The 18405-nt window shown below is 48.8% G+C and carries 16 protein-coding genes; 8 read left to right on the top strand and 8 right to left on the bottom strand.

All coding sequences use genetic code 11. The annotated features are described in order from the left end of the window. The 5 genes from ACR6Z4_RS30755 to ACR6Z4_RS30735 form a co-directional block, all read right to left on the bottom strand. Positions 1–386 (bottom strand): FHA domain-containing protein (locus ACR6Z4_RS30755; protein WP_479721170.1); only part of this gene is annotated, 386 nt, incomplete at its 3' end. 124 nt (positions 387–510) lie between these two features. After that, positions 511–1038, bottom strand: a complete 528-nt coding sequence (locus tag ACR6Z4_RS30750; protein ID WP_479721169.1) for an FHA domain-containing protein — start codon at positions 1036–1038, stop codon at positions 511–513. Positions 1039–1420: 382 nt separating this feature from the next. Continuing rightward, positions 1421–2335, bottom strand: coding sequence for a glycosyltransferase family 2 protein (locus ACR6Z4_RS30745; protein ID WP_479721168.1), 915 nt, complete (start codon positions 2333–2335; stop codon positions 1421–1423). 148 nt (positions 2336–2483) lie between these two features. Then, positions 2484–3263: a hormogonium polysaccharide biosynthesis protein HpsJ gene (gene hpsJ-B, locus ACR6Z4_RS30740; RefSeq protein ID WP_479721167.1), complete on the bottom strand. Its 780-nt coding sequence runs from the start codon at positions 3261–3263 to the stop codon at positions 2484–2486. 1030 nt (positions 3264–4293) lie between these two features. Then, positions 4294–5373 (bottom strand): adenylate/guanylate cyclase domain-containing protein, encoded by a 1080-nt coding sequence (locus tag ACR6Z4_RS30735; RefSeq protein WP_479721166.1) that lies wholly within the window; start codon positions 5371–5373, stop codon positions 4294–4296. A gap of 569 nt (positions 5374–5942) precedes the next feature. On the opposite strand from ACR6Z4_RS30735, the gene pgl reads away from it, so the two are divergent. The 3 genes from pgl to ACR6Z4_RS30720 all read left to right on the top strand — a co-directional run bounded on the left by pgl (position 5943) and on the right by ACR6Z4_RS30720 (position 9234). Next, complete coding sequence (gene pgl, locus ACR6Z4_RS30730; RefSeq protein ID WP_479721165.1) at positions 5943–6662, top strand: 6-phosphogluconolactonase; 720 nt, start codon at positions 5943–5945, stop codon at positions 6660–6662. 138 nt (positions 6663–6800) lie between these two features. Continuing rightward, on the top strand, positions 6801–7598 hold the full coding sequence (locus ACR6Z4_RS30725; protein WP_479721171.1) for an FHA domain-containing protein: 798 nt from the start codon (positions 6801–6803) through the stop codon (positions 7596–7598). A gap of 169 nt (positions 7599–7767) precedes the next feature. Beyond that, on the top strand, positions 7768–9234 hold the full coding sequence (locus ACR6Z4_RS30720) for a protein kinase domain-containing protein (protein ID WP_479721164.1): 1467 nt from the start codon (positions 7768–7770) through the stop codon (positions 9232–9234). A gap of 244 nt (positions 9235–9478) precedes the next feature. Here ACR6Z4_RS30720 and ACR6Z4_RS30715 read toward each other — a convergent pair whose 3' ends face one another. Continuing rightward, positions 9479–10399: an SDR family oxidoreductase gene (locus ACR6Z4_RS30715; RefSeq protein ID WP_479721163.1), complete on the bottom strand. Its 921-nt coding sequence runs from the start codon at positions 10397–10399 to the stop codon at positions 9479–9481. 462 nt (positions 10400–10861) lie between these two features. On the opposite strand from ACR6Z4_RS30715, the gene ACR6Z4_RS30710 reads away from it, so the two are divergent. After that, positions 10862–11518: a YqiA/YcfP family alpha/beta fold hydrolase gene (locus tag ACR6Z4_RS30710; RefSeq protein ID WP_479721162.1), complete on the top strand. Its 657-nt coding sequence runs from the start codon at positions 10862–10864 to the stop codon at positions 11516–11518. A 211-nt stretch (positions 11519–11729) separates the two neighbouring features. Next, entirely contained in the window at positions 11730–12899 is a 1170-nt protein-coding gene (locus ACR6Z4_RS30705) for a histidinol-phosphate transaminase (protein ID WP_479721161.1), read from the top strand. Between the two features lie 53 nt (positions 12900–12952). Here ACR6Z4_RS30705 and ACR6Z4_RS30700 read toward each other — a convergent pair whose 3' ends face one another. Continuing rightward, positions 12953–13564 carry a hypothetical protein gene (locus ACR6Z4_RS30700; RefSeq protein ID WP_479721160.1) on the bottom strand — a complete coding sequence of 204 codons (612 nt, stop codon included), beginning with the start codon at positions 13562–13564 and terminating at the stop codon, positions 12953–12955. A 170-nt stretch (positions 13565–13734) separates the two neighbouring features. Here ACR6Z4_RS30700 and ACR6Z4_RS30695 point away from each other — a divergent pair, with 170 nt between their 5' ends. Together ACR6Z4_RS30695 and ACR6Z4_RS30690 are read left to right on the top strand one after the other, a co-directional pair. Further along, positions 13735–14394, top strand: a complete 660-nt coding sequence (locus ACR6Z4_RS30695) for a cadmium resistance transporter (RefSeq protein ID WP_479721159.1) — start codon at positions 13735–13737, stop codon at positions 14392–14394. A gap of 157 nt (positions 14395–14551) precedes the next feature. Then, entirely contained in the window at positions 14552–15757 is a 1206-nt protein-coding gene (locus tag ACR6Z4_RS30690) for an AbrB family transcriptional regulator (protein WP_479721158.1), read from the top strand. On the opposite strand, the gene ACR6Z4_RS30685 is transcribed toward ACR6Z4_RS30690, so the two are convergent. Next, positions 15744–16349, bottom strand: coding sequence for a hypothetical protein (locus ACR6Z4_RS30685; RefSeq protein WP_479721157.1), 606 nt, complete (start codon positions 16347–16349; stop codon positions 15744–15746). The genes ACR6Z4_RS30690 and ACR6Z4_RS30685 overlap by 14 nt on opposite strands. A gap of 455 nt (positions 16350–16804) precedes the next feature. Here ACR6Z4_RS30685 and ACR6Z4_RS30680 point away from each other — a divergent pair, with 455 nt between their 5' ends. After that, positions 16805–18094 carry a DEAD/DEAH box helicase gene (locus ACR6Z4_RS30680; RefSeq protein ID WP_479721156.1) on the top strand — a complete coding sequence of 430 codons (1290 nt, stop codon included), beginning with the start codon at positions 16805–16807 and terminating at the stop codon, positions 18092–18094. Positions 18095–18405 lie beyond the last annotated feature (311 nt).

Below are 18405 nucleotides of genomic sequence, written 5' to 3'. Positions count from 1 at the left end.
TTGCCTCGCTCAATCCAGATCAAGGATTGGGCTATTTCTGCTGTGTTTAGTCTAAACTCCAGGACGGAGAGACGGATAGTGATCTCGTAGGGTCCGATTTGCACGGTATCGCCATTGCTCAGAAAACTGCGACCCTGCCGAACGCCATTGACCAGGGTGCCGTTACGACTGTTTTGATCCATCACCACCAATCCACTGCCTTCCGTTTGAACCAGGGCATGGAACCGTGAGACTTGACCACTGTCTAAAACGACTCGTGAGACTCTGTCGCCATCGATCGTGGCGGGCATCCGGGCAAATTCTCGTCCCAAGGCAATGGGAGTGGCTAAAATAGGCGATCGCCTCTCTCCAGTCACCGGATCGTCCCAACTGAGCTGAATTTGCATCGCTCTTGCCCCCCAGCGCCCTTATGGTGAGTTGTTTGGTATCTCACCCTCATTAAAAACTAGATACAAACCCCTGCGCCACTGGCGCAGCGGGTGGCGCAGGAGCTTCAGATCAAACCTCATGCTACTCAGATAGCATCAGGACGCTTTCGGCAGCTGCCAGGGATGTACCACACCAGGGACAACCGGATTTTAATCGCTCATAAGACGAAACCTGGTTACATTTTGGGCACCGCAATCCATAGGTCTGCTCGGCTGGGGATGCAGCGGGTCGAGCGGTGGGCGGAATAGTCGCTGGCGTGGCGATCGCTGGCGAAGGGGCAATCACCGTGGGTGGAACGGACGGGGCGATCGCCACCACTTTCACTTCGACCTGTCCCAAATAAAAACTGGTACCCTGCTGAAGTAGAGCGACGCCATCGATGAGCTTTTTGCGATGGATAACAGCGGGGTTGCTGCTGCGTAAATTTTTTAAGCAGAACTGTTGCTGTTGCGGATCGAAAAAGATTTCCACATGCAACCCTGAAACCGTGGGATGCGTAAGCAGTACATCACAACGACCGGGATCACGCCCTAACCGAGTGCTGCCAGGTGCGATCGTTACCGTTTTAACCTGTCCACTTTCGACCCATTCTAGTGTGAGGTGATTCATGGTTCATTACACGAGTTGACAAGCGCTACTGCTATACATCACTTGATTTCTAGCATGTTCCAGTTTTCGAGCCGAAAATTTTACACCGATTGAAACAGAAATTTAGAGCCAATCACTATAGCGTGTGCAGTGTGAGTGCCGCACTCAGTGCGGCACTCACACTAAATTTCATCGCCCAAATCAGCAACGCCCAAAAATAAATGACCCAATCTGGCACCAGATCAGGTCTTTATAGCAATTCTCAAGGGTGTGACGTAAAAGGTGTTGAGGGAGCCGCGCTCTGCGCGGCTCCCTCAACATCCATCATCTATGCAGGCGCGAAGGCTGTATGTCGTGACTCGCTAAGAACCAGAATTCTTATATTCTTTGCAGGTAGAGCGTTTTATCTGCTTTGCACTTCGGCAGCGTGACTGCCCTGCTCACGGTTTACCTCGACGGCTTCGACGGTGGGGCTAGTCAGGTCAGGCATTTGGGGGGTTGGTACGGGCATATGCTGAATTTCCCAAACTTTCAGCAGAATTAGATATTCATAAAACGTCTGTAAGAGGCACCAGGTAAAGCCTGCCCGCCCATCCAAAATTCCCCCCAAAATAAAATACATGTAGAGGAAGCGAATCAAGGGACGAAAGGGCAATCGCAATGACAAGTCTTTGAGGGCACGACGCCGGTCTACTTCAGAGGCACCGAAGAACAGATCTCGCCAAATGACCTTCCCTTCCTTCAGTTGTTTGATCGTTTCTAGCGCTTCGTCGCTGGAATAGCGATTGTGTTTTTCGATCCAGCGGCTCATACCCTTGCTACAGGTGTAGTGAGGATAAGTTTCTTTGAGAAATCCGGTTTCACCCTCATAGACTTCTCGTTCGGTGTGCCCATAGTCTGAAAACCAGACTTTGCCGTGGCGCAATAAGCGCAGTTGGTAGCGGGGATATTGAGTGCTGTGCCGAATCCAATGCCCCATGAACATGACCCGTTCAGCCGCATAATAGCCGACGTAGTCGTTGGTTTGAATGGCTTGCAGGCATTCTTGAAACAGGTCTGGCGTCATCCGTTCATCGGCTTCCAGAATGTACACCCATTCATGCCTGGGTGGCACAGACTCTAGCATCCAGGTCCGTTGTCGTCCGTGGCTCTCAAACTTATGCTGCTCAATGCGTACAGGATAGTGTTGGGCAATCTCGATTGTGCGATCGCTGCTAAACGAATCGATCAGAATGACATCATCGGAGAGCAACGCAGATTCGATACAGGCGGCAATATCAATCTCTTCGTTGTGGGTGAGGATGTAGATTGAGAACATGTCAGACCGTAATGTTGAGACACAATTCAGATAACAAAATCTGTTGGAAGATGCTCTATAGCAAAAGATGCGATCGCCGTAACAGGGGCTGCGAAACGTTTAGCTTATACACCCAAAACCATGTCCTGTAACCCTATGCAGCTAGGCGTTATTGCATTTTTCCAAGGTTGCGCAATCCTGTCCAACCCAAGAAAATATATGCAATGGCGAGCAAAAAGCTACCAATTCCGACGCGCACGCTCGATTTCAACGTTTCCATTTTGGTTGAGCGTTGGGCTTGCTCGCGGCGAACACCAATTTCAGTTTCAAGTTGGGTTTTTAGCTGATTAACACGCTCTTGAACAAATTTGTCCAGGGCTTGAGGATCTTGTTTAAATTGCTGCAAGAGTTGAGCTTGTTCTTGACTGACTTGACCGCTTTGCAGGGCCTGGTTGAGTAAATCTTCGTTAGACAAGAGTTGGTTAATCTGGTCGCGTTGTTGCCCAACTTCTTGACTAAGCCGAGTTCCCAGCTGCGATTCGGCTTGAGTGGCTTCTTGTTCAATCTTTTGTAACGATTCATTGCCGACCACACGCACATTATTGATATGTAGCGGAATGGCAAGGATATGGAACAATCCCAACAAACACGCTAGCAACAATGCCCAAAATCTGAGGTCTTGCCAGATGGGTCGTCTGCTTGCCATCCCCGCAAGACTTTCGATCCAGGAGCTAATCAGCAGAAGTGACAAACCTACCAGCGGGACGATCCCCCGGTCTACAACCTGAGTTACAAAGCTAATTTGCCACTGTCGATCAATCGGTTGATAGGGAATCGGCAGTACAAAGATATCTAGTAAAGCAGCGAGGATAATGATGATGCCCACTATCTTGAGGGATCGGGCAGTCAGGGGGGCGATTTGGCGGTTACTGGGTGCTTTTGAACTCATGATGATATTGTCGTCCACTTCAAAGTCAAGTGTAGATTGAAGTCCATTCTGGAACATTCCACGAGTGGTTGAGTCTACGGCTCAATTAAACACTATCTCGATATCTGACGGCTTGATCAAGACCAAAGCTTAATACCTGGGGATCGATTCTTAAAGCCTTAAACAAGTAATGTTAGGTCGCTGAGGTTAGGCACTCTGGTATAGCAGCCGAGAGGCTGGTTGAACGGGGTGCAGGGGTGGAACCCCTGGCTGGGGGCTGCGCCCCCACACCCCCATCGTTATAGTCTTGGGTCGCTGAGGTTAGACGCTCTGGAGCAGCCGAGAGGCTGGTTGAACGGGGTGCAGGGGTGGAACCCCTGGCTGGGGGCTGCGCCCCCACATCCCCACCGTCATAACGTTGGGTTGCTGAGGTTAGGCGCTCTGGTATAGCAGCCGAGAGGCTGGTTGAACGGGGTGCAGGGGTGGAACCCCTGGCTGAGGGCTGCGCCCCCACACCCCCACTGTCATAACTAATTGCTATAGATGCTACGAAACGTGAGATGCACGGTGAAAAGTGCCCAATTTCAGACTATACAGGGTGTAGAGAAGGGAATCGGGTTAAACCTGCTGGGATAGACCCATTCCTTAAATAAAGAGATTTCTGAAAAAGATGTTACCCGTGTAAGGGCAAAGCATTTGTTAGATAGCCTTTGGTCACTGGCGAAAATCGGTGTCCGAGTGCTTCGCCCCTACGATTTGCTGGGATGACCTTTTCTAGAAATCGCCTAAGGAGTAGCTTTTATGTCAGGTTTTTAGGGGTGCAGGCATCGCCTGTGCCACTAAAAATCAACGACTTTTTGGGAGCTACCCGGCAATGATTATTGTTCAGGTTTCCCGCAAACGGGTTGAAATTTGCAGTCGGAACTGGATCAGGCATTCACGATCTTGAGGAAGATCAGGATTGGAGATTGAGTAAAGCCCAATTCTTATTAACAGATCGGCGCAGCCGCCGATCTCTCAAGACAACCGTCATCCATCCGGTCGCGAAGCACTATAAACGCGGGCAGATGTAGTGAACGGTGATAGGCGCACCCATTCCTTTTAACAACAATTCGCGCCGCTGCCAGGATGAACCTTTAAGTTCTGCTAGCGTTGCAGAGTCTGTGACCAGCGCATCGGTGATGGCAATGTTGTTGCCCGTACTGGTCGATTGAATGCGGGCAGCTGTATTCACCGTTGTGCCAAAGTAGTCGGGACGATCATTAAGGGTAACGCTGATGCAGGGACCGGCATCAAGCCCAATTTTAAGCGTGAGATAATCTTCATCTGGCAGCGCAAGCTGGTGATTGAAATGTTTCATTTGCTGATGCATGGCGATCGCCGCTCTCAGGGCATCGGTTGGGTCGGTAAAGGCTCCCATCACCGCATCACCAATCGTTTTAATCACCACGCCGTTGTGGCGATCAACAATTTCAAACAGCAGATCAAAATGTTTGCGCACCAGGTCATAGGCTCTGGTATCTCCGCGTCTTGTGTAGAGTGCGGTAGAGCCTGTGAGATCGGTAAATAAGATGACAGCTCGCCGGATCAATAGAGTTTCACTGGGGAGCAGGGTCTCGCGGGGAAAGAGATCTCGAAACGTTTGTAACGTCAGCATGCGATGCCCGGAGACAACGCCATATCGTCGATCCATGCGAAGGCGAAACTCTGGATCATCTGCTTCTGTGCCCAATTTTCTCAGGCGTTCGTCAATGCTTAAGGTCACTCGTACCTGTTCATCGGCATCGGTTGTGTGGATGTGATGACAGGCAGGGCAGGTATGTAAGGTGCGCAGATCCTGGAGATGTTTGGGGCGAAAGTCAATGCCCTGGCACGCCGGACACTGGATTTCCCAATTGAGGGTGAAAATTCCCTCTTTCAAACCCATCACCCAAATCTGTAACATTTCCCGCTCGCTGAGTTGGAGATGGGTTGCCAACAAGCGAGGGTTGGCGCGGTAGAGTTCCCGTTCGGGCTGTTCGTCTAACAGCGTGACGAGTTGAGCCAGTGTTGTTGCCTGAATGCCATACGATTCCAAAACACTGACGGCTTTGGCGATCGCTTGTTTGCGTGGTTTGTAAAGATTTAGCACTGCCTGCCCGATCTCCCTGTGTCATGGACGATGGTAGGGCACCCCTGATCCACATCGATTGTGTTTCAAACGTAAGGATCATATTTTTGAAACGCTCACGCTGTGAGCGTTTCAAAAATATGATCCTCTCTATCTTAGGGTCAGATTCCAGGGAAGATCTAGTGTGTTGCCCCTGCTAGTTTCGTCCGGATCAGCAGATTTGGGCAGTGGTTAATGGGTTGACATGGCGGTGGCAGACGCAGTCTGCCACCGCCCATTCATACCGTTTTTATATGAAGAGGCGCTGAATGAAAGGGGGTGAAGGGGGCAATGCCCGCTTCGTGGGGGTTTCACCCCCACACCCCCTCTTAAAAAGTTGCAGTTTCATATTGGATTGGTATCAGAACGGGTAGTCCTAAAAAAGTAATGATTTTTTGTGTCGCGGGCGTCGCCCGCGACACAAAAAATCATTATGTGAATACCACTACCTCAGAACGAATACCTGAAGAAAATAAGAGGAGTTACTGCACTCAAAAGCGAAAGCCGTTAACCTAAGACCTGTAATTCCTATCCATTCGTATCAGCACGGCATGAATAGAATCGTCGAAGTTTTGCCTGATCAGCAGCAGTTGGTGCAACGAGCGTTGACACTTGTTTTAGAGAAAGCGCAAGAGGCGATCGCCCAACGCGGTCAATTTACGATTGCCCTGGCAGGGGGGGGCACGCCCAAACCGCTCTATGAGGCGATCGCCCACCAGTCCTTACCCTGGGATAAAATCCATGTCTTTTGGGGAGACGAACGGTACGTGCCGCCTACTCATCCCGATAGTAATGAAGGGATGGCGCGTCGGGCGTGGTTAGACCATGTGGATATCCCGGCTACTAATATTCACCCCATGCCTACGGATGAATCCGATCCGGCGATCGCGGCTGAGAAACATCAACAGCAACTTCAGACCTTTTTTCAGACAGCTCCGGGCACCTTCCCGACGCTGGATCTAATTTTGTTGGGAATTGGGGACGATGGACACACGGCGTCTTTGTTCCCCCATACGGCTGCCTTATCCGTGCGCGATCGCCTGGTTACGGTTGGCGACAAAGATGGACAACCCCGAATTACTTTCTCAGCACCCCTGATCAACCAGGCTCGCTGTGTCTTGTTTTTGGTTGCAGGTGCCAGTAAGCAACCTGCCCTGGCACAAATTTTTTCGTCTACAGCAGATGACACAACCTACCCGGCTCGCTTGATCCGTCCTCAAGGTGAGTTATGGTGGTTACTGGATCAATCCGCAGGATCAAACTTTCCTTAAAGTTGGGTCTGCGCCATTTTGCTGCTGGATGCATCCTGGGTTGTAGAAATGCAAAAAAAGCTACAAACTCGCAGGATTAATAGAGAAGCTCTATTTTTAATTGGCTATGATGATGACGGTAGAAGGAAAAAACCCGTTATGATTGTCTGTCCTAATTGCAATCATCAAAACCCAGATGGAGCAGTTCAGTGTGAAGCCTGTTACACACCACTGCCTGCTATGATGAATTGTCCAAGTTGCAACGCACCTGTTCAGTCTGATGCTAGCTTTTGCGGTCAATGTGGGTTTAACCTACGGAACGCGCAAGTCGCAGGGGCGACACCATCTGCGTCGGCTGCAACAATTGCGCCAGATTTCGATATTCCCGATTTGGAGCCACCCGATCCTCTGGTTGCTCCAGAACCGTTAGTGGCTAACGTTCAGATCCCTGAGCTATCCACGGGTGCTGCTGCCCCAGATTTGCCACCGCCACCCCCGCCGCCTGCCGAAACTCCGGCAGTGGTGCAGCTTGATGAGGCGATCGCTTCGTCTGCCGCTATAGGGGCAAATGCGATCGCCCAGACGCCTCCGGAAAATCTCTCAGAACCTTCCAAGACACAGCTTCAGGTTCAATCTGCCCGACTGCTGCATCTACAAACCAATACGACGATCGAGTTGCCGTTGCACTTGACCGTCATCCATATTGGTAAGCAAAATGATCGGATTCCCCCCGATATTGATGTTTCTGGTTTTCCTAACTCAGAAATCGTTTCTCGTATCCATGCAGATATTCGACTAGAAGGCGATATTTATTACATCGAAGATGTCGGTAGTTCTAATGGCACTTATATTAATAATATTCCTCTGCCAATGGGAAATCGGCATCGTCTTCGACCCGGCGATCGCATTGCTCTAGGAAAAGGTGATAAAGTCACGTTTTTATTTCAACTTTCGTAACTTTATGACGGCTTCTTGTGAGTTAATGGACAAAATAATTAACGGTTGATGAGAAAGTGGTCAACGCAGATTTCAGCAAAGCAGCATAGGATGATAGAGAAGTTTTGGTCATACAAAACGTTTCTATTGAGCATTCATTTAGTTAGATATAAAATTCCACAGCTCTGGTGTGATTACACTGTCCCTCTTACATCCAATTAAGCAGATCCCGGTTCAAGTTTGGACTTTTGATAACGAGTCCACAATTCGCATTGGTCGTTCAACAGATAATCAGGTCATTCTCTACAGTGCGGTGGTTTCTCGTCACCATGTTGAGTTACGCCGGGTTGGTAATAGTTGGGAAGTTGTGAATTTGGGTACAAACGGAACCTATCTGGATGGCAAACGCATTACGCAAGTCTCGATTACAGATGGCGCGATAATTCGCTTGGCTCGGTCAGGTCCGAATATTCAGATTCGTATTGGTACGGAAGCACTGAAAGACTTACCCAAAACAACCGAAGAAGAACGCACTGTTAGTCAACAACGACTAGATTATCCAACCATTTCAACTGAAATTAATGACCAATCTCCGAATGGGGAAGATGTCATTGAGCCTGAGGGGAATGCCGGAAAACAACTCTTGAAAACGGGTACGATTCCTGTTCCACCCCATTTGCAACTGGCTCCTGATGCGGTGACTGCGTTGTCACCTCCGTCGGGGTTTGGTAATGCATCGGGTTTTAATGGATCTGCCAACGACATGGTCTCTACGTCCGATCATGTCTTGGTTCCGACTCCGCCGGGATGTATCCATAAGCGTACTGACGCCTTGTTTTGCCCTGACTGTGGCGAGCCGATGCAGGTTTTGCAAACCGTGAAGGATTACAAGGTGATTCGGGTGCTGGGGCAAGGTGAGATCGGTATTACTTACCTTGCTTGGAAAGAAGACCGAACGCTGGTTCTCAAAACGCTGAATTCGCAATGGAGTCACAATCTCCAGGCTAATGCTGCGCTAGAGTGCGAGGCTGAAATTTTGCAACAGATTAATCATCCTCAGATTCCCCATCTGCTGGATTTTTTTTCGGTTGCAGAGCAGTCCTATATCGTGATGGATTTGATCCCCGGTCAGACCCTCGCCAAGCACATCACCGGAAAAGATCCGGTTCCTATTGATCAGGCGATCGCCTGGATTGTAGAAATTTGTAAAATTCTCGAATATTTGCACACTTTTGAGCCACCTCTGGTGCATCGTGCTATCAAACCCAGTAGCCTGATTTTGCAAAATCTGATGCCGGTGCAAAATGCTATTTCTTTGATTGGGTTTGGTGCTATTAAGGCGGTGGTTTTGGGCGAAAAAACGCCTGTGGGTTCAAAAGCGTATAGTGCCCCTGAACATCTTGAGATCAATGTAACTCCTGCCGTTGATCTATATGCCCTGGCTCCTTTATTTGCTTACCTGATTACGGGACAAAATCCGATTGCCTTTTATGCCGATCGAGGGGCAGGCTATCGCTTCTATGCCGACTCGATTTCAGGACTCAGCCCTGAATTGGTAGACGTCATGAATACATTGACTCATCTTGATCCTCACGATCGCTATGCTTCAGCTCCAGACCTGGTCGATGCGCTACAAAAGGTCAAGGTTGGGGTTTAGGAGATAGCGTTACAAGCTCAGACTTTATTTAACCACTAAGAATTCTTACAACATTAAAAACCACAACTTTGGTGGGAGAGCGCGGCGGAGCCGCGCTCTCCTACCCAGATAATCGGTCAGATAAGCGGGTTGAGAGAGGCGTACCCCGTCGGGGTGCGCCTCTCTTAACCCATGTGGCATTGCTTCATCCAGCCTTAAAATTTAGTGTGGGTGCCGCGCGGCACCCACACTAAATTTCAAGGGTTCAATCAACACTGCCCAATTTTCCCCGGCGACCTTGCCAATCTTTGGCGACGAGGTCGATGCCATAAAATCGTTGCCAGAATTGATCGACCATCCAGGTGGGCATGACTTTGGTCATCAAGAAAACTAAGATATTGCCTCCAGTGGCAGCAATGTAGCGAGGGCGGGGGTTGCGATCGCTCAAGGCTCTGACGATAACTTTGGCAACCCGTTCGGCACTCCACATTTGCTGGCTGAGTTGTTTTTCGAGGGCAGCAAACTTGGTAAATGCGGCGCGGTAGGGCGTTGTTTCAGGATTGGCGATCGCTTGCTGTAATCGCTGTTGACTGACATCAATAAATTCAGTTTCGACGGGCCCCGGTTCGACCACGCTAACCCGAATATTAAAGGGTGCTAATTCCATTCGCAGCGTATCACTCAGCCCTTCGAGAGCAAACTTAGTGGCGCTATACAAGCCCCCAAAGGGAAACGCCAGTCGCCCTCCCAAGGAGCTGATATTGATAATGCGTCCACCTCCTTGATCTCGCATCGCTGGAATTAGGCAACGTGTCAGGCTGAGAGGTCCGATCAGGTTCGTGGCAAATTGGGTAGAAACAGCGGACATGGGGATTAGCTCAAGCGGTCCCATTTGCCCGTATCCGGCATTATTCACCAGAGCATCGACCCGACCAAAGTGTGCCAGTGCTGTGTTGGCTAAGGCTTCGACCTGGTCAATCTGGGTTAGATCCGTCGGCACGACCAAAACGTCAGCGCCTTTGTTGCGGCAGCGTTGGGCGATCGCTTCTAACAACTCTGCCCGACGAGCCGTTAAAATCAATCGCACACCCGGATAGGATTGAGCCAGATGGTCTGCCAGGGCTGCACCAATGCCCACAGAAGCGCCTGTAATGAGAATGACTTGATCCGCAAGGGGAGAAGACATAGAAAAACGCAGAAATAAGGTTAGGGGATTTAGGAGGATCTCTGACAAACTCTCAGGGTAATCCAAAGATGTTCGACCGGAGCCTGTTTCCCATGGGGTATGTTGTGCCCCTACCCCAAGGATGACACATTCATGAATCCATCATCCTGAATCTATAGCGGTGTGCAAGTTCATTCAGTACAGAAACGGTGTTGTGGGGCGCAGAGCGACCCACAACACCGTGCCGAACTAACAACCTGCTGTTATATATAACGATCCTAAAGCCGTTGTGAAAGCGCCCGCCCTTCGGGCGGGCGCTTTCACAACGGCTCATTTTCACGAATCCAATAGGATTGCTATAGCAGCCCTAAAATAAGGTGTAGATAAGCAGGTGTTGAGAGGCGCACTCCGTCGGAGTGCGCCTCTCAACACCCATTTGCGATTGCTGCTCTGTGATCCTGTAATCTTACCGAACCCTCAACTATGGCATCTTATCTCTACCTGCATGGATTTGCGTCCAGCCCTCTGTCTGCCAAAGCTCAGTTTTTGGGCGATCGCTTTCGTCAGGTAGGGATTCCTCTGAATACGCCAGATCTCAACCAGAATGACTTTTTTCATTTGACCCTGAGTCGCCAATTGCATCAGGCACGGGCTGAATTTCCGGCTGAGCCAGCCCCAGTGACGGTTATCGGGTCTAGTTTGGGTGGCTTAACGGCTGCCTGGTTGGGCGAACAGCAGATGCAGGTAAATCGTTCGGTGCTACTGGCTCCTGCCTTTCAATTTTTGGCACACTGGTTGCCCAAACTTGGAGAAGCGCAAATGCAGCGGTGGGCGTTAGAGCAATCTATGTCGGTTTATCACTACGGCATGAAGCAAGATATGCCGCTCAGCTATGACTTTGTGACGGATGCCATGCAGTATGACGATCGCCAAATTCGCCGTCCTGTACCCACGTTGATCTTGCATGGACGAAGCGATGAGGTGGTGCCGATCGATGCCAGTCGCACCTTTGCCAGCGATCGCCCCTGGGTCACGTTAATAGAACTGGATAGCGATCATGCCCTCGGAAATGTATTAGACGAGATTTGGGATGCCATTCAAGAGTTCTGTACATTGGATCTATCCCGTGTCGAATTCTAGGAAATATAGCGGGATGGATTCGAACGGGAAACCTTTGGTTTCCCGTTCGAATCCATCCCGCTATTAAGCAATACAGGACAATACAAGCTCTATAGAGCGTACGGGTGAGTCTTGCTCTGCATGGCGGATCGATACAATGGTGATCGATCCCAAAGCGTTATAGACTCAAAATCCCCAGGTTTTATCTTCCATCTCAGCAGGAGCCTTGTTTATGCTGCCTTTCCTCCGTTCAGATCTTGCCCAATTGGTTTCTTATAAACCGCATCCCGGAGGAGCCGCAGGTAGCCCGGTTGATTTATCTGCCGGGGAGGTGATCCTCGATCGCCTGGATACTAACGAGAGTCCATTGGATCTGCCAGCAGATCTGAAACAAAAGCTGATCTGGCAGTTTCAGCAAGATCTGGAATCCAATCGGTATCCTGATGGGGGGCATGAGCGACTCAAGCTGGCGATCGCTGACTATGTGAATGAGTCGGCAGGCTTGGAACCCGCATCCATTAAGGCTGACCAAATTTCGGTGAGCAGTGGTTCTGATGAACTGATTCGCTCGTTGCTGATTGCTACGTGTCTGGGGGGAGAAGGTGCGATTCTGGTTGCTCAACCGACTTTCTCGATGTATGGCATTACCGCAGAGACGCTGGGAATTCCGGTTGTGAGGGTGGGGCGTGCCGAGCAGAATTTTGAGATGGATCTGGTAGCGGCTCAAGCTGCCATCGATCAGCCCCAACAGCCGCCGATTCGGGTGGTGTTTGTGGTACATCCCAACTCTCCCACCGGAAATGCATTAACAGCGGCTGAATTAACCTGGTTGCGCAGTCTGCCCCAACATATCCTAGTGGTAATCGATGAAGCCTATTTTGAATTCAGCCAAACAACGGTGGTAGGAGAATTGCAGCAGCATCCCAATTGGGTTGTGTTACGGACGTTTTCGAAGGCGTTTCGGTTAGCTGCCCACCGCATGGGATATGCGATCGCCCATCCAGAACTCATTGCCACGCTAGAGAAAGTTCGACTGCCCTACAACTTATCTAGTTTTTCTCAAGCGGCGGCTTACCTGGCGTTGACCCATCGTTCGTTATTGTTAGACTTGATTCCCACGCTATTGGCAGAACGTCAACACCTGATCCAGTCCCTGGCGTCTGACCCGGTCTTGACCGTTTGGGATAGTGCCGCGAATTTTGTTTTTCTGCGCCTGAATCCCCAGACGTTGACGCAAACGACCGTAGATCTCGCCTTAGAAGACTTATTTCAATCGCTGCGATCGCAGGGTACGTTAGTCAGAAAAATTAGCGAAGGGTTGCGCATTACCATTGGCACCCCCGAAGAAAACAGCCGAACTCTGGCTCGACTGCAAACCTGGATTCACCACCATTGTGAATAAACGTCTGGTTTAGTGGTGGCGCGGCGACGCCGCGCTACCACTAAACCAGGAGTTTAAGCTTTAACTTTGACGTTAAATTGCCCTGGCGGATCGGTGCGCCGTGCCATTTGCACCGTATGAGGCAAGACCCCAACCAAGAGCGCAAACGAATCGTCGGGAACCTTGTTGATCGTCTCTTGATCAAAATAGGTTTCAAACTGGTTCAAAATTGCCTGGGCACGTTGAATAGGGATTGATTTTTCCGTAAATTGATGGGTCAGGCGAATCCATTGTCTGCGGATCAGATATGCTTTTTGTCTTTCTTCGTGAGAATCAGGACAAATTAAAGAGAGATCGCCCACCGGCACGACTTTCTGGCAATCTTCATCAAAAAATGTGCCAACTGCTGCTCCAGGGCCGGCAAACTCAGCATGATATCGCTTGCACAGAATCAAACCATTGCGCCGCCGACTATTGACCATCAATAACTTTCCATTTCGCAACTGTGCCAAAATTTCATCGGCACTCTCAGCGGAAGATTTGCTACTGGATGCTTTCGGATTTCGACTCTGTGAGCTACTGGTTGTGCGCGAGCTATGATTGGAGACCTTCGCTTGACTCTGTCCGCCAATGGCAGAGCTATCGGTTGGATTTTTTTGATGCCGTTGCTTATGGTTGCTGTCCATATCGACTCGCTCCTAAGGTTCGCCAAATAAGCTGTAGATGAACCTAACTCGTCAATAGATCAGGTTATGCGGAATGATTAGAGTCTAATTCTACTTTAAAACATTGACATCCCCGCTTCGTAGGGGACTGCCTGTATTTGCTTGAAGTTATCACTTGAGGGTGTATAGATATGATGAAGTTAATTAGTGCGGCGATCGCTGGCGCAACCTCTTTTGCAGCAACTAACATTGACGACATCATCATCTTGATGCTGTTTTTTGCCCAAACGAGTTCCACCTTCAGACCCCGACACATCTTCCTGGGGCAATATCTTGGGTTTAGTGTGTTGGTACTTGCCAGCCTTCCTGGTTTTTTGGGTGGGTTGCTTATTCCTAAAGCCTGGATTGGGTTGTTAGGGCTTGTTCCGGTTGGGATTGGCATCAGCCAACTGCTGCATCACACCCAGGACGATGACGAGGTGCAGACCTTATCGGATGAGGGAACTGAGCTAAGCAAGAAACTGCCGATCCTCTCCAGCCTGACAAAGCTGATTGCGCCCCAAACTTACCAGGTGGCAGGCGTTACGGTTGCCAATGGAGGAGACAATATTGGCATCTATGTGCCCCTATTTGCCAGTTCGGATCTGGTAAGCCTGGGTGTAATTTTGGTTGTCTTCTTTGGATTGATTGGGGTTTGGTGCCATGTGGCAGCTCAATTGGCTCAACATCCGTTGGTGAGCCGTCTGCTGACGCGCTATGGTCACGCGATCGCCCCATTCGTCTTGATTGGGCTAGGAGTTTTTATTGTGCTGGAAAACGAAACCTATCGACTTCTGCCCCTATTTAACTGACCCCCGCTTTTCTAGATCAATCTTGAGACCCAGAAGAATTGTGATGAAACCCACCCGCAATTTTAGATAATAATGTTTGAGGTTTGTTAAAAATTGATAAGGTGTAGAAGCCTGAGATTTTGCCTCTGATTTTTAAAAATTCTTTCTGGAGTTCATTGTGATAGAGACAACTCTGTCAAACCCCAGGGTTAATAGTAAATATTTTGTTTCCTATTTGCTCGTTTCGCTAGAACTACTGCTGGCTTTTTTGATCGGTCTATTGTTGCTCTGGTTGGGTGCAGATGGGGGAGCCTGGATTTTAGGGGGCATTGTTGCCGGAGCAGTAGTTTTTTACAGTTACCATTCTTTCTACACTGACGTTGCCCAACCAAATTGCAATTCTAGAAAAATTGGACAAATTCTGATTGGGTTAACGGTTGGTTTCTCGATTCAAAATAGCAATCTGGCTGAGCTAACGACCCAATTGCCTGTGTTTGCAGGACTGACCCTGTGTTTGCTGTGTGCCAGTGGAGCGGTTGGATATCTCTATTCCCGTCTCATTCATACTGATTTGCTGACTGGGTTACTCGCTACAGTTCCCGGCAATATTGGGGTAATGGCAAGCATTGCCGCAGACTATGGCAAAAATCCGGCGTTGGTGGCGTTGGTTCAGCTGATGCGATTTACAACGGTCACGTTTCTGATTCCCATGTTTGCTCAAGTTTCCAGCTCTCATGACATTGGGGCAATGCTGGCGACTTTAACCAATAGCTCTATTTTTACCGACATTACCTATGATCTGTTGCTGTGTTTTGTGTTGATGTTGGCAGGGGTTGTTGTTCAGCTGGGGACTCACCTGAAAATTCCTGTTGCCGCTTTATTTTGTTCCATTATCGTTGGCGTTGCATTTAATAAAATACTTTATCTTCTGCCTATCTCACTTCCGGTCGCCTTTAGCTTGCCGCCGATTCTTAACTTGATTGGGCAAGTATTATTGGGCATTACCATTGGTGAGTATTGGGGAATTAATCCAAAATTAAAAAAATCAACCGTTGCCTTTTCTTTGATTCCTGTAATCCTGACCTGTTTGATTGCGATCGCATTAGCTGGAATAGCGATGTTGGTAACCCATTGGGATTGGTTGACCTGTTTGCTAGTCACGGCTCCCGGTGGATCGCCAGAGATGATTTGGATTGCATTGTCCCTCAATCATGATGTTGAAATTGTCACAACAGGGCATCTGATTCGGCTAATCGCCATCAATTTATGTCTACCGTTTATAGTGCCTTTATCTAAGTTTTTGGAACAACGGATGTTTGGCAAGCTTTGTACAGAACCTGTTGATAAAATCACGGTTACAGGCGATGAATCTAAAAGAATCTAAAGTTGTTGAAGAAAAGCTTGGTTAGTTTGTTAGTTGCTCGAATGTAACTGAAAAAAGCTAGTAATGATAGCAACAAATAGATACCCGAATAAATTTTTGAGTAGGGAAAATCGTTGGAAAAATACAGGATTGCGAAGGGTATAAGAATTGTTGCAATTGAAAGAATGATGAAAGTAGTTTTATAGGTTAAACGATAGGCTTGAGAAAACTTTACTGTATCTCTTTCGTGAATTAATCCAAAGATTTGTGAGTCTTCTGTTTCATTAAGTTCTTTCCTGATGTCTCTTTCATAATTTAAAAGATTGGAAGACATAGAAAGGATGAAGGCAACTCTAATTAAAATCCGGTAGCCAATCAATACAAAAACTAGAAGTAAACTTAGAAAACCTAAAAATAAAAGAAATCCTTTATCATTAATTTGAGAATTAACTGAAGCAATTAGATCTGCAACTGGCTGCCAAAAAATTATGGATGCACTAGCGGCTCCTAAAAGCTTAAAATCTTCAAAACAACCTTTGATGTGTTCCTCAATCTTTTCATCGATTCGAATATATTCTTTGTAAAGATAATCGATTCTTTGATTAGCATCCATCTTTGGTTCCACACAAAAATGTTGAGCTTCATAAGTTTGCTTCAGCTCAATCTAAAATATAAAATTTTGCCAGTCAACCAGGCACGTTAAGTCCTACGTGGTTAGAAACCATTGAGGAAAACTGAATATTTACTTCCTACAATATTTGGAAAATGCTTGAATTTCTCACATTGCTTGAAACATCATAATAGCGATCCTATTTGATTCGTGAAAGTGATCAGTTGTGAAAGCGCCCGCCCGAAGGGCGGGCGCTTTCACAACTGAGTTTACGATTGCTATGGATGCTTTGTAACAATTTCTGCTAGGATAAGTCTTTGCCAATGCATTCCGGTCTGTTACTGGCATCTGGAAATTCGCTTGCGCGAGTCATCCAACTCAACTACACATTTCTTGCTCTTAGACTGGTCCCAAGATTTGATTTGGGGTAGGGGCACCACTAGGAGCAATCTTAATTCATGACATTTTCAACCCTCGGTCTTTCGACCGACCTGCTTCGTGCTGTTTCTGAACAGGGTTATACCGAACCAACACCCATTCAACTCCAGGCGATCCCCGCGATTCTAAAGGGGAATGATGTATTTGCTAGCGCGCAAACAGGAACAGGGAAAACGGCTGGCTTCACGTTGCCGTTGCTCCATCGTCTCAGCAGTACAACGCCGACCAAAATTCATCGCACTCCTCGCGCCCTGATTCTCACGCCTACTCGCGAACTGGCAGCCCAGGTTAGCGAAAGTGTTAAGACCTACGGTAAGTACTTACCTCTGCGCGCAACAGTGGTCTATGGCGGTGTGGGTATTGTGCCGCAAATTCAAGCTCTGCGTCGGGGAGTCGATATTGTGGTGGCAACGCCGGGTCGCTTGCTCGACCACTTGGGACAAAAAACACTGGATCTGTCTCAAGTCGAAATTTTGGTGCTGGATGAATGCGATCGCATGTTAGACATGGGGTTCATCCACGATATCCGCAAGATTTCAGCCAAGTTACCTGCCGCTCGGCAAACGTTAATGTTTTCGGCTACCTTTTCTAAGCCGATCCAACAGCTTGCCAATACCCTGCTCAATTCTCCGACGTTGATCGAAGTTGCAGCCCGCAATACGGCAGCGGAACAGGTAGAACAGATTGTCCACCCCGTGGATCGCGATCGCAAACGAGAGTTGCTCTCGTATATGATTGGGTTTCACAACTGGCAACAGGTGTTGGTCTTTACCCGCACCAAGCAAGGTGCCAACCGTCTTGCCGAACAACTGGCAAAAGATGGGTTGAAAACCAGTGCGATTCATGGCAACAAAAGCCAGGCTGCTCGTACCCGTGCCCTGAATGACTTTAAACAAGGAAAAGTGCGCGTATTGGTAGCCACTGATGTGGCTTCACGCGGTCTGGATATTGACCATTTGCCGCATGTGGTTAACTTTGAATTGCCAGATGTGCCGGAAGACTACATCCATCGGATTGGGCGGACTGGTCGGGCAGGCAACGAAGGACGAGCCGTTTCTCTGGTCTGTGGCGATGAGTATCCATTGTTAAAAGGCATTGAACGCTTGCTCAAACAAACCCTCGACAAAACTGTGATTCCTGGCTACGAGCCAACCTCGCCTATCCAAACTGGGGCGGCACCATCGAGTCGGCGGCGGTCTGGTCAACAGCGGAGTGGTCGGGCAAGTTCTCAGACCTATGCTGCCCCCAGCCGCAGCAAAAAAACAATTCCAGAAGGATCGCGGACGCGCAAACGTTTGCATAGCGCCTAGAGCCTGTACGCAGAGTTGATCGTTGGTATCGTTGACAGATATGCATGATCAACTCTCCGTATCACAGTGTGGCAATGTTTTAGGGATGTCAGCAGGGACGCACGTTTGAGGTATCGAGAGCCTGTTGGGGATGTGGTGGGCGAAGCCCACCACATCCCCAACAAGTGTCAGTCTTGTCGGTTTGAATCAAGGGGATATTAACGCATGTGGCGGGTGATCATTCAATGTTCGGCTGAAAGCTGGCGTAATCATGCGACTGCTTTTAATGCCATTGCTGCCAAGTATCCAGGAACGCCGATCGCATCTAAAAA

It is taken from the genome of Calyptranema fuscum S582, assembly GCF_055793305.1.
The sequence above is the reverse complement of the archived record's forward strand: the minus strand, read 5'-3'. Positions and strand labels throughout refer to the sequence as shown.

Excerpts from the sequence above, each read along its gene's own strand:
- ACR6Z4_RS30745 (WP_479721168.1), bottom strand. The coding sequence starts at position 2,335 with ATGTTCTCAATCTACATCCTCACCCACAACGAAGAGATTGATATTGCC.
- ACR6Z4_RS30750 (WP_479721169.1), bottom strand. The coding sequence starts at position 1,038 with ATGAATCACCTCACACTAGAATGGGTCGAAAGTGGACAGGTTAAAACG.
- ACR6Z4_RS30710 (WP_479721162.1), top strand. The coding sequence starts at position 10,862 with ATGGCATCTTATCTCTACCTGCATGGATTTGCGTCCAGCCCTCTGTCT.
- hpsJ-B (WP_479721167.1), bottom strand. The coding sequence starts at position 3,263 with ATGAGTTCAAAAGCACCCAGTAACCGCCAAATCGCCCCCCTGACTGCC.
- ACR6Z4_RS30680 (WP_479721156.1), top strand. The coding sequence starts at position 16,805 with ATGACATTTTCAACCCTCGGTCTTTCGACCGACCTGCTTCGTGCTGTT.
- ACR6Z4_RS30705 (WP_479721161.1), top strand. The coding sequence starts at position 11,730 with ATGCTGCCTTTCCTCCGTTCAGATCTTGCCCAATTGGTTTCTTATAAA.
- pgl (WP_479721165.1), top strand. The coding sequence starts at position 5,943 with ATGAATAGAATCGTCGAAGTTTTGCCTGATCAGCAGCAGTTGGTGCAA.
- ACR6Z4_RS30685 (WP_479721157.1), bottom strand. The coding sequence starts at position 16,349 with ATGGATGCTAATCAAAGAATCGATTATCTTTACAAAGAATATATTCGA.
- ACR6Z4_RS30715 (WP_479721163.1), bottom strand. The coding sequence starts at position 10,399 with ATGTCTTCTCCCCTTGCGGATCAAGTCATTCTCATTACAGGCGCTTCT.
- ACR6Z4_RS30700 (WP_479721160.1), bottom strand. The coding sequence starts at position 13,564 with ATGGACAGCAACCATAAGCAACGGCATCAAAAAAATCCAACCGATAGC.
- ACR6Z4_RS30695 (WP_479721159.1), top strand. The coding sequence starts at position 13,735 with ATGATGAAGTTAATTAGTGCGGCGATCGCTGGCGCAACCTCTTTTGCA.
- ACR6Z4_RS30725 (WP_479721171.1), top strand. The coding sequence starts at position 6,801 with ATGATTGTCTGTCCTAATTGCAATCATCAAAACCCAGATGGAGCAGTT.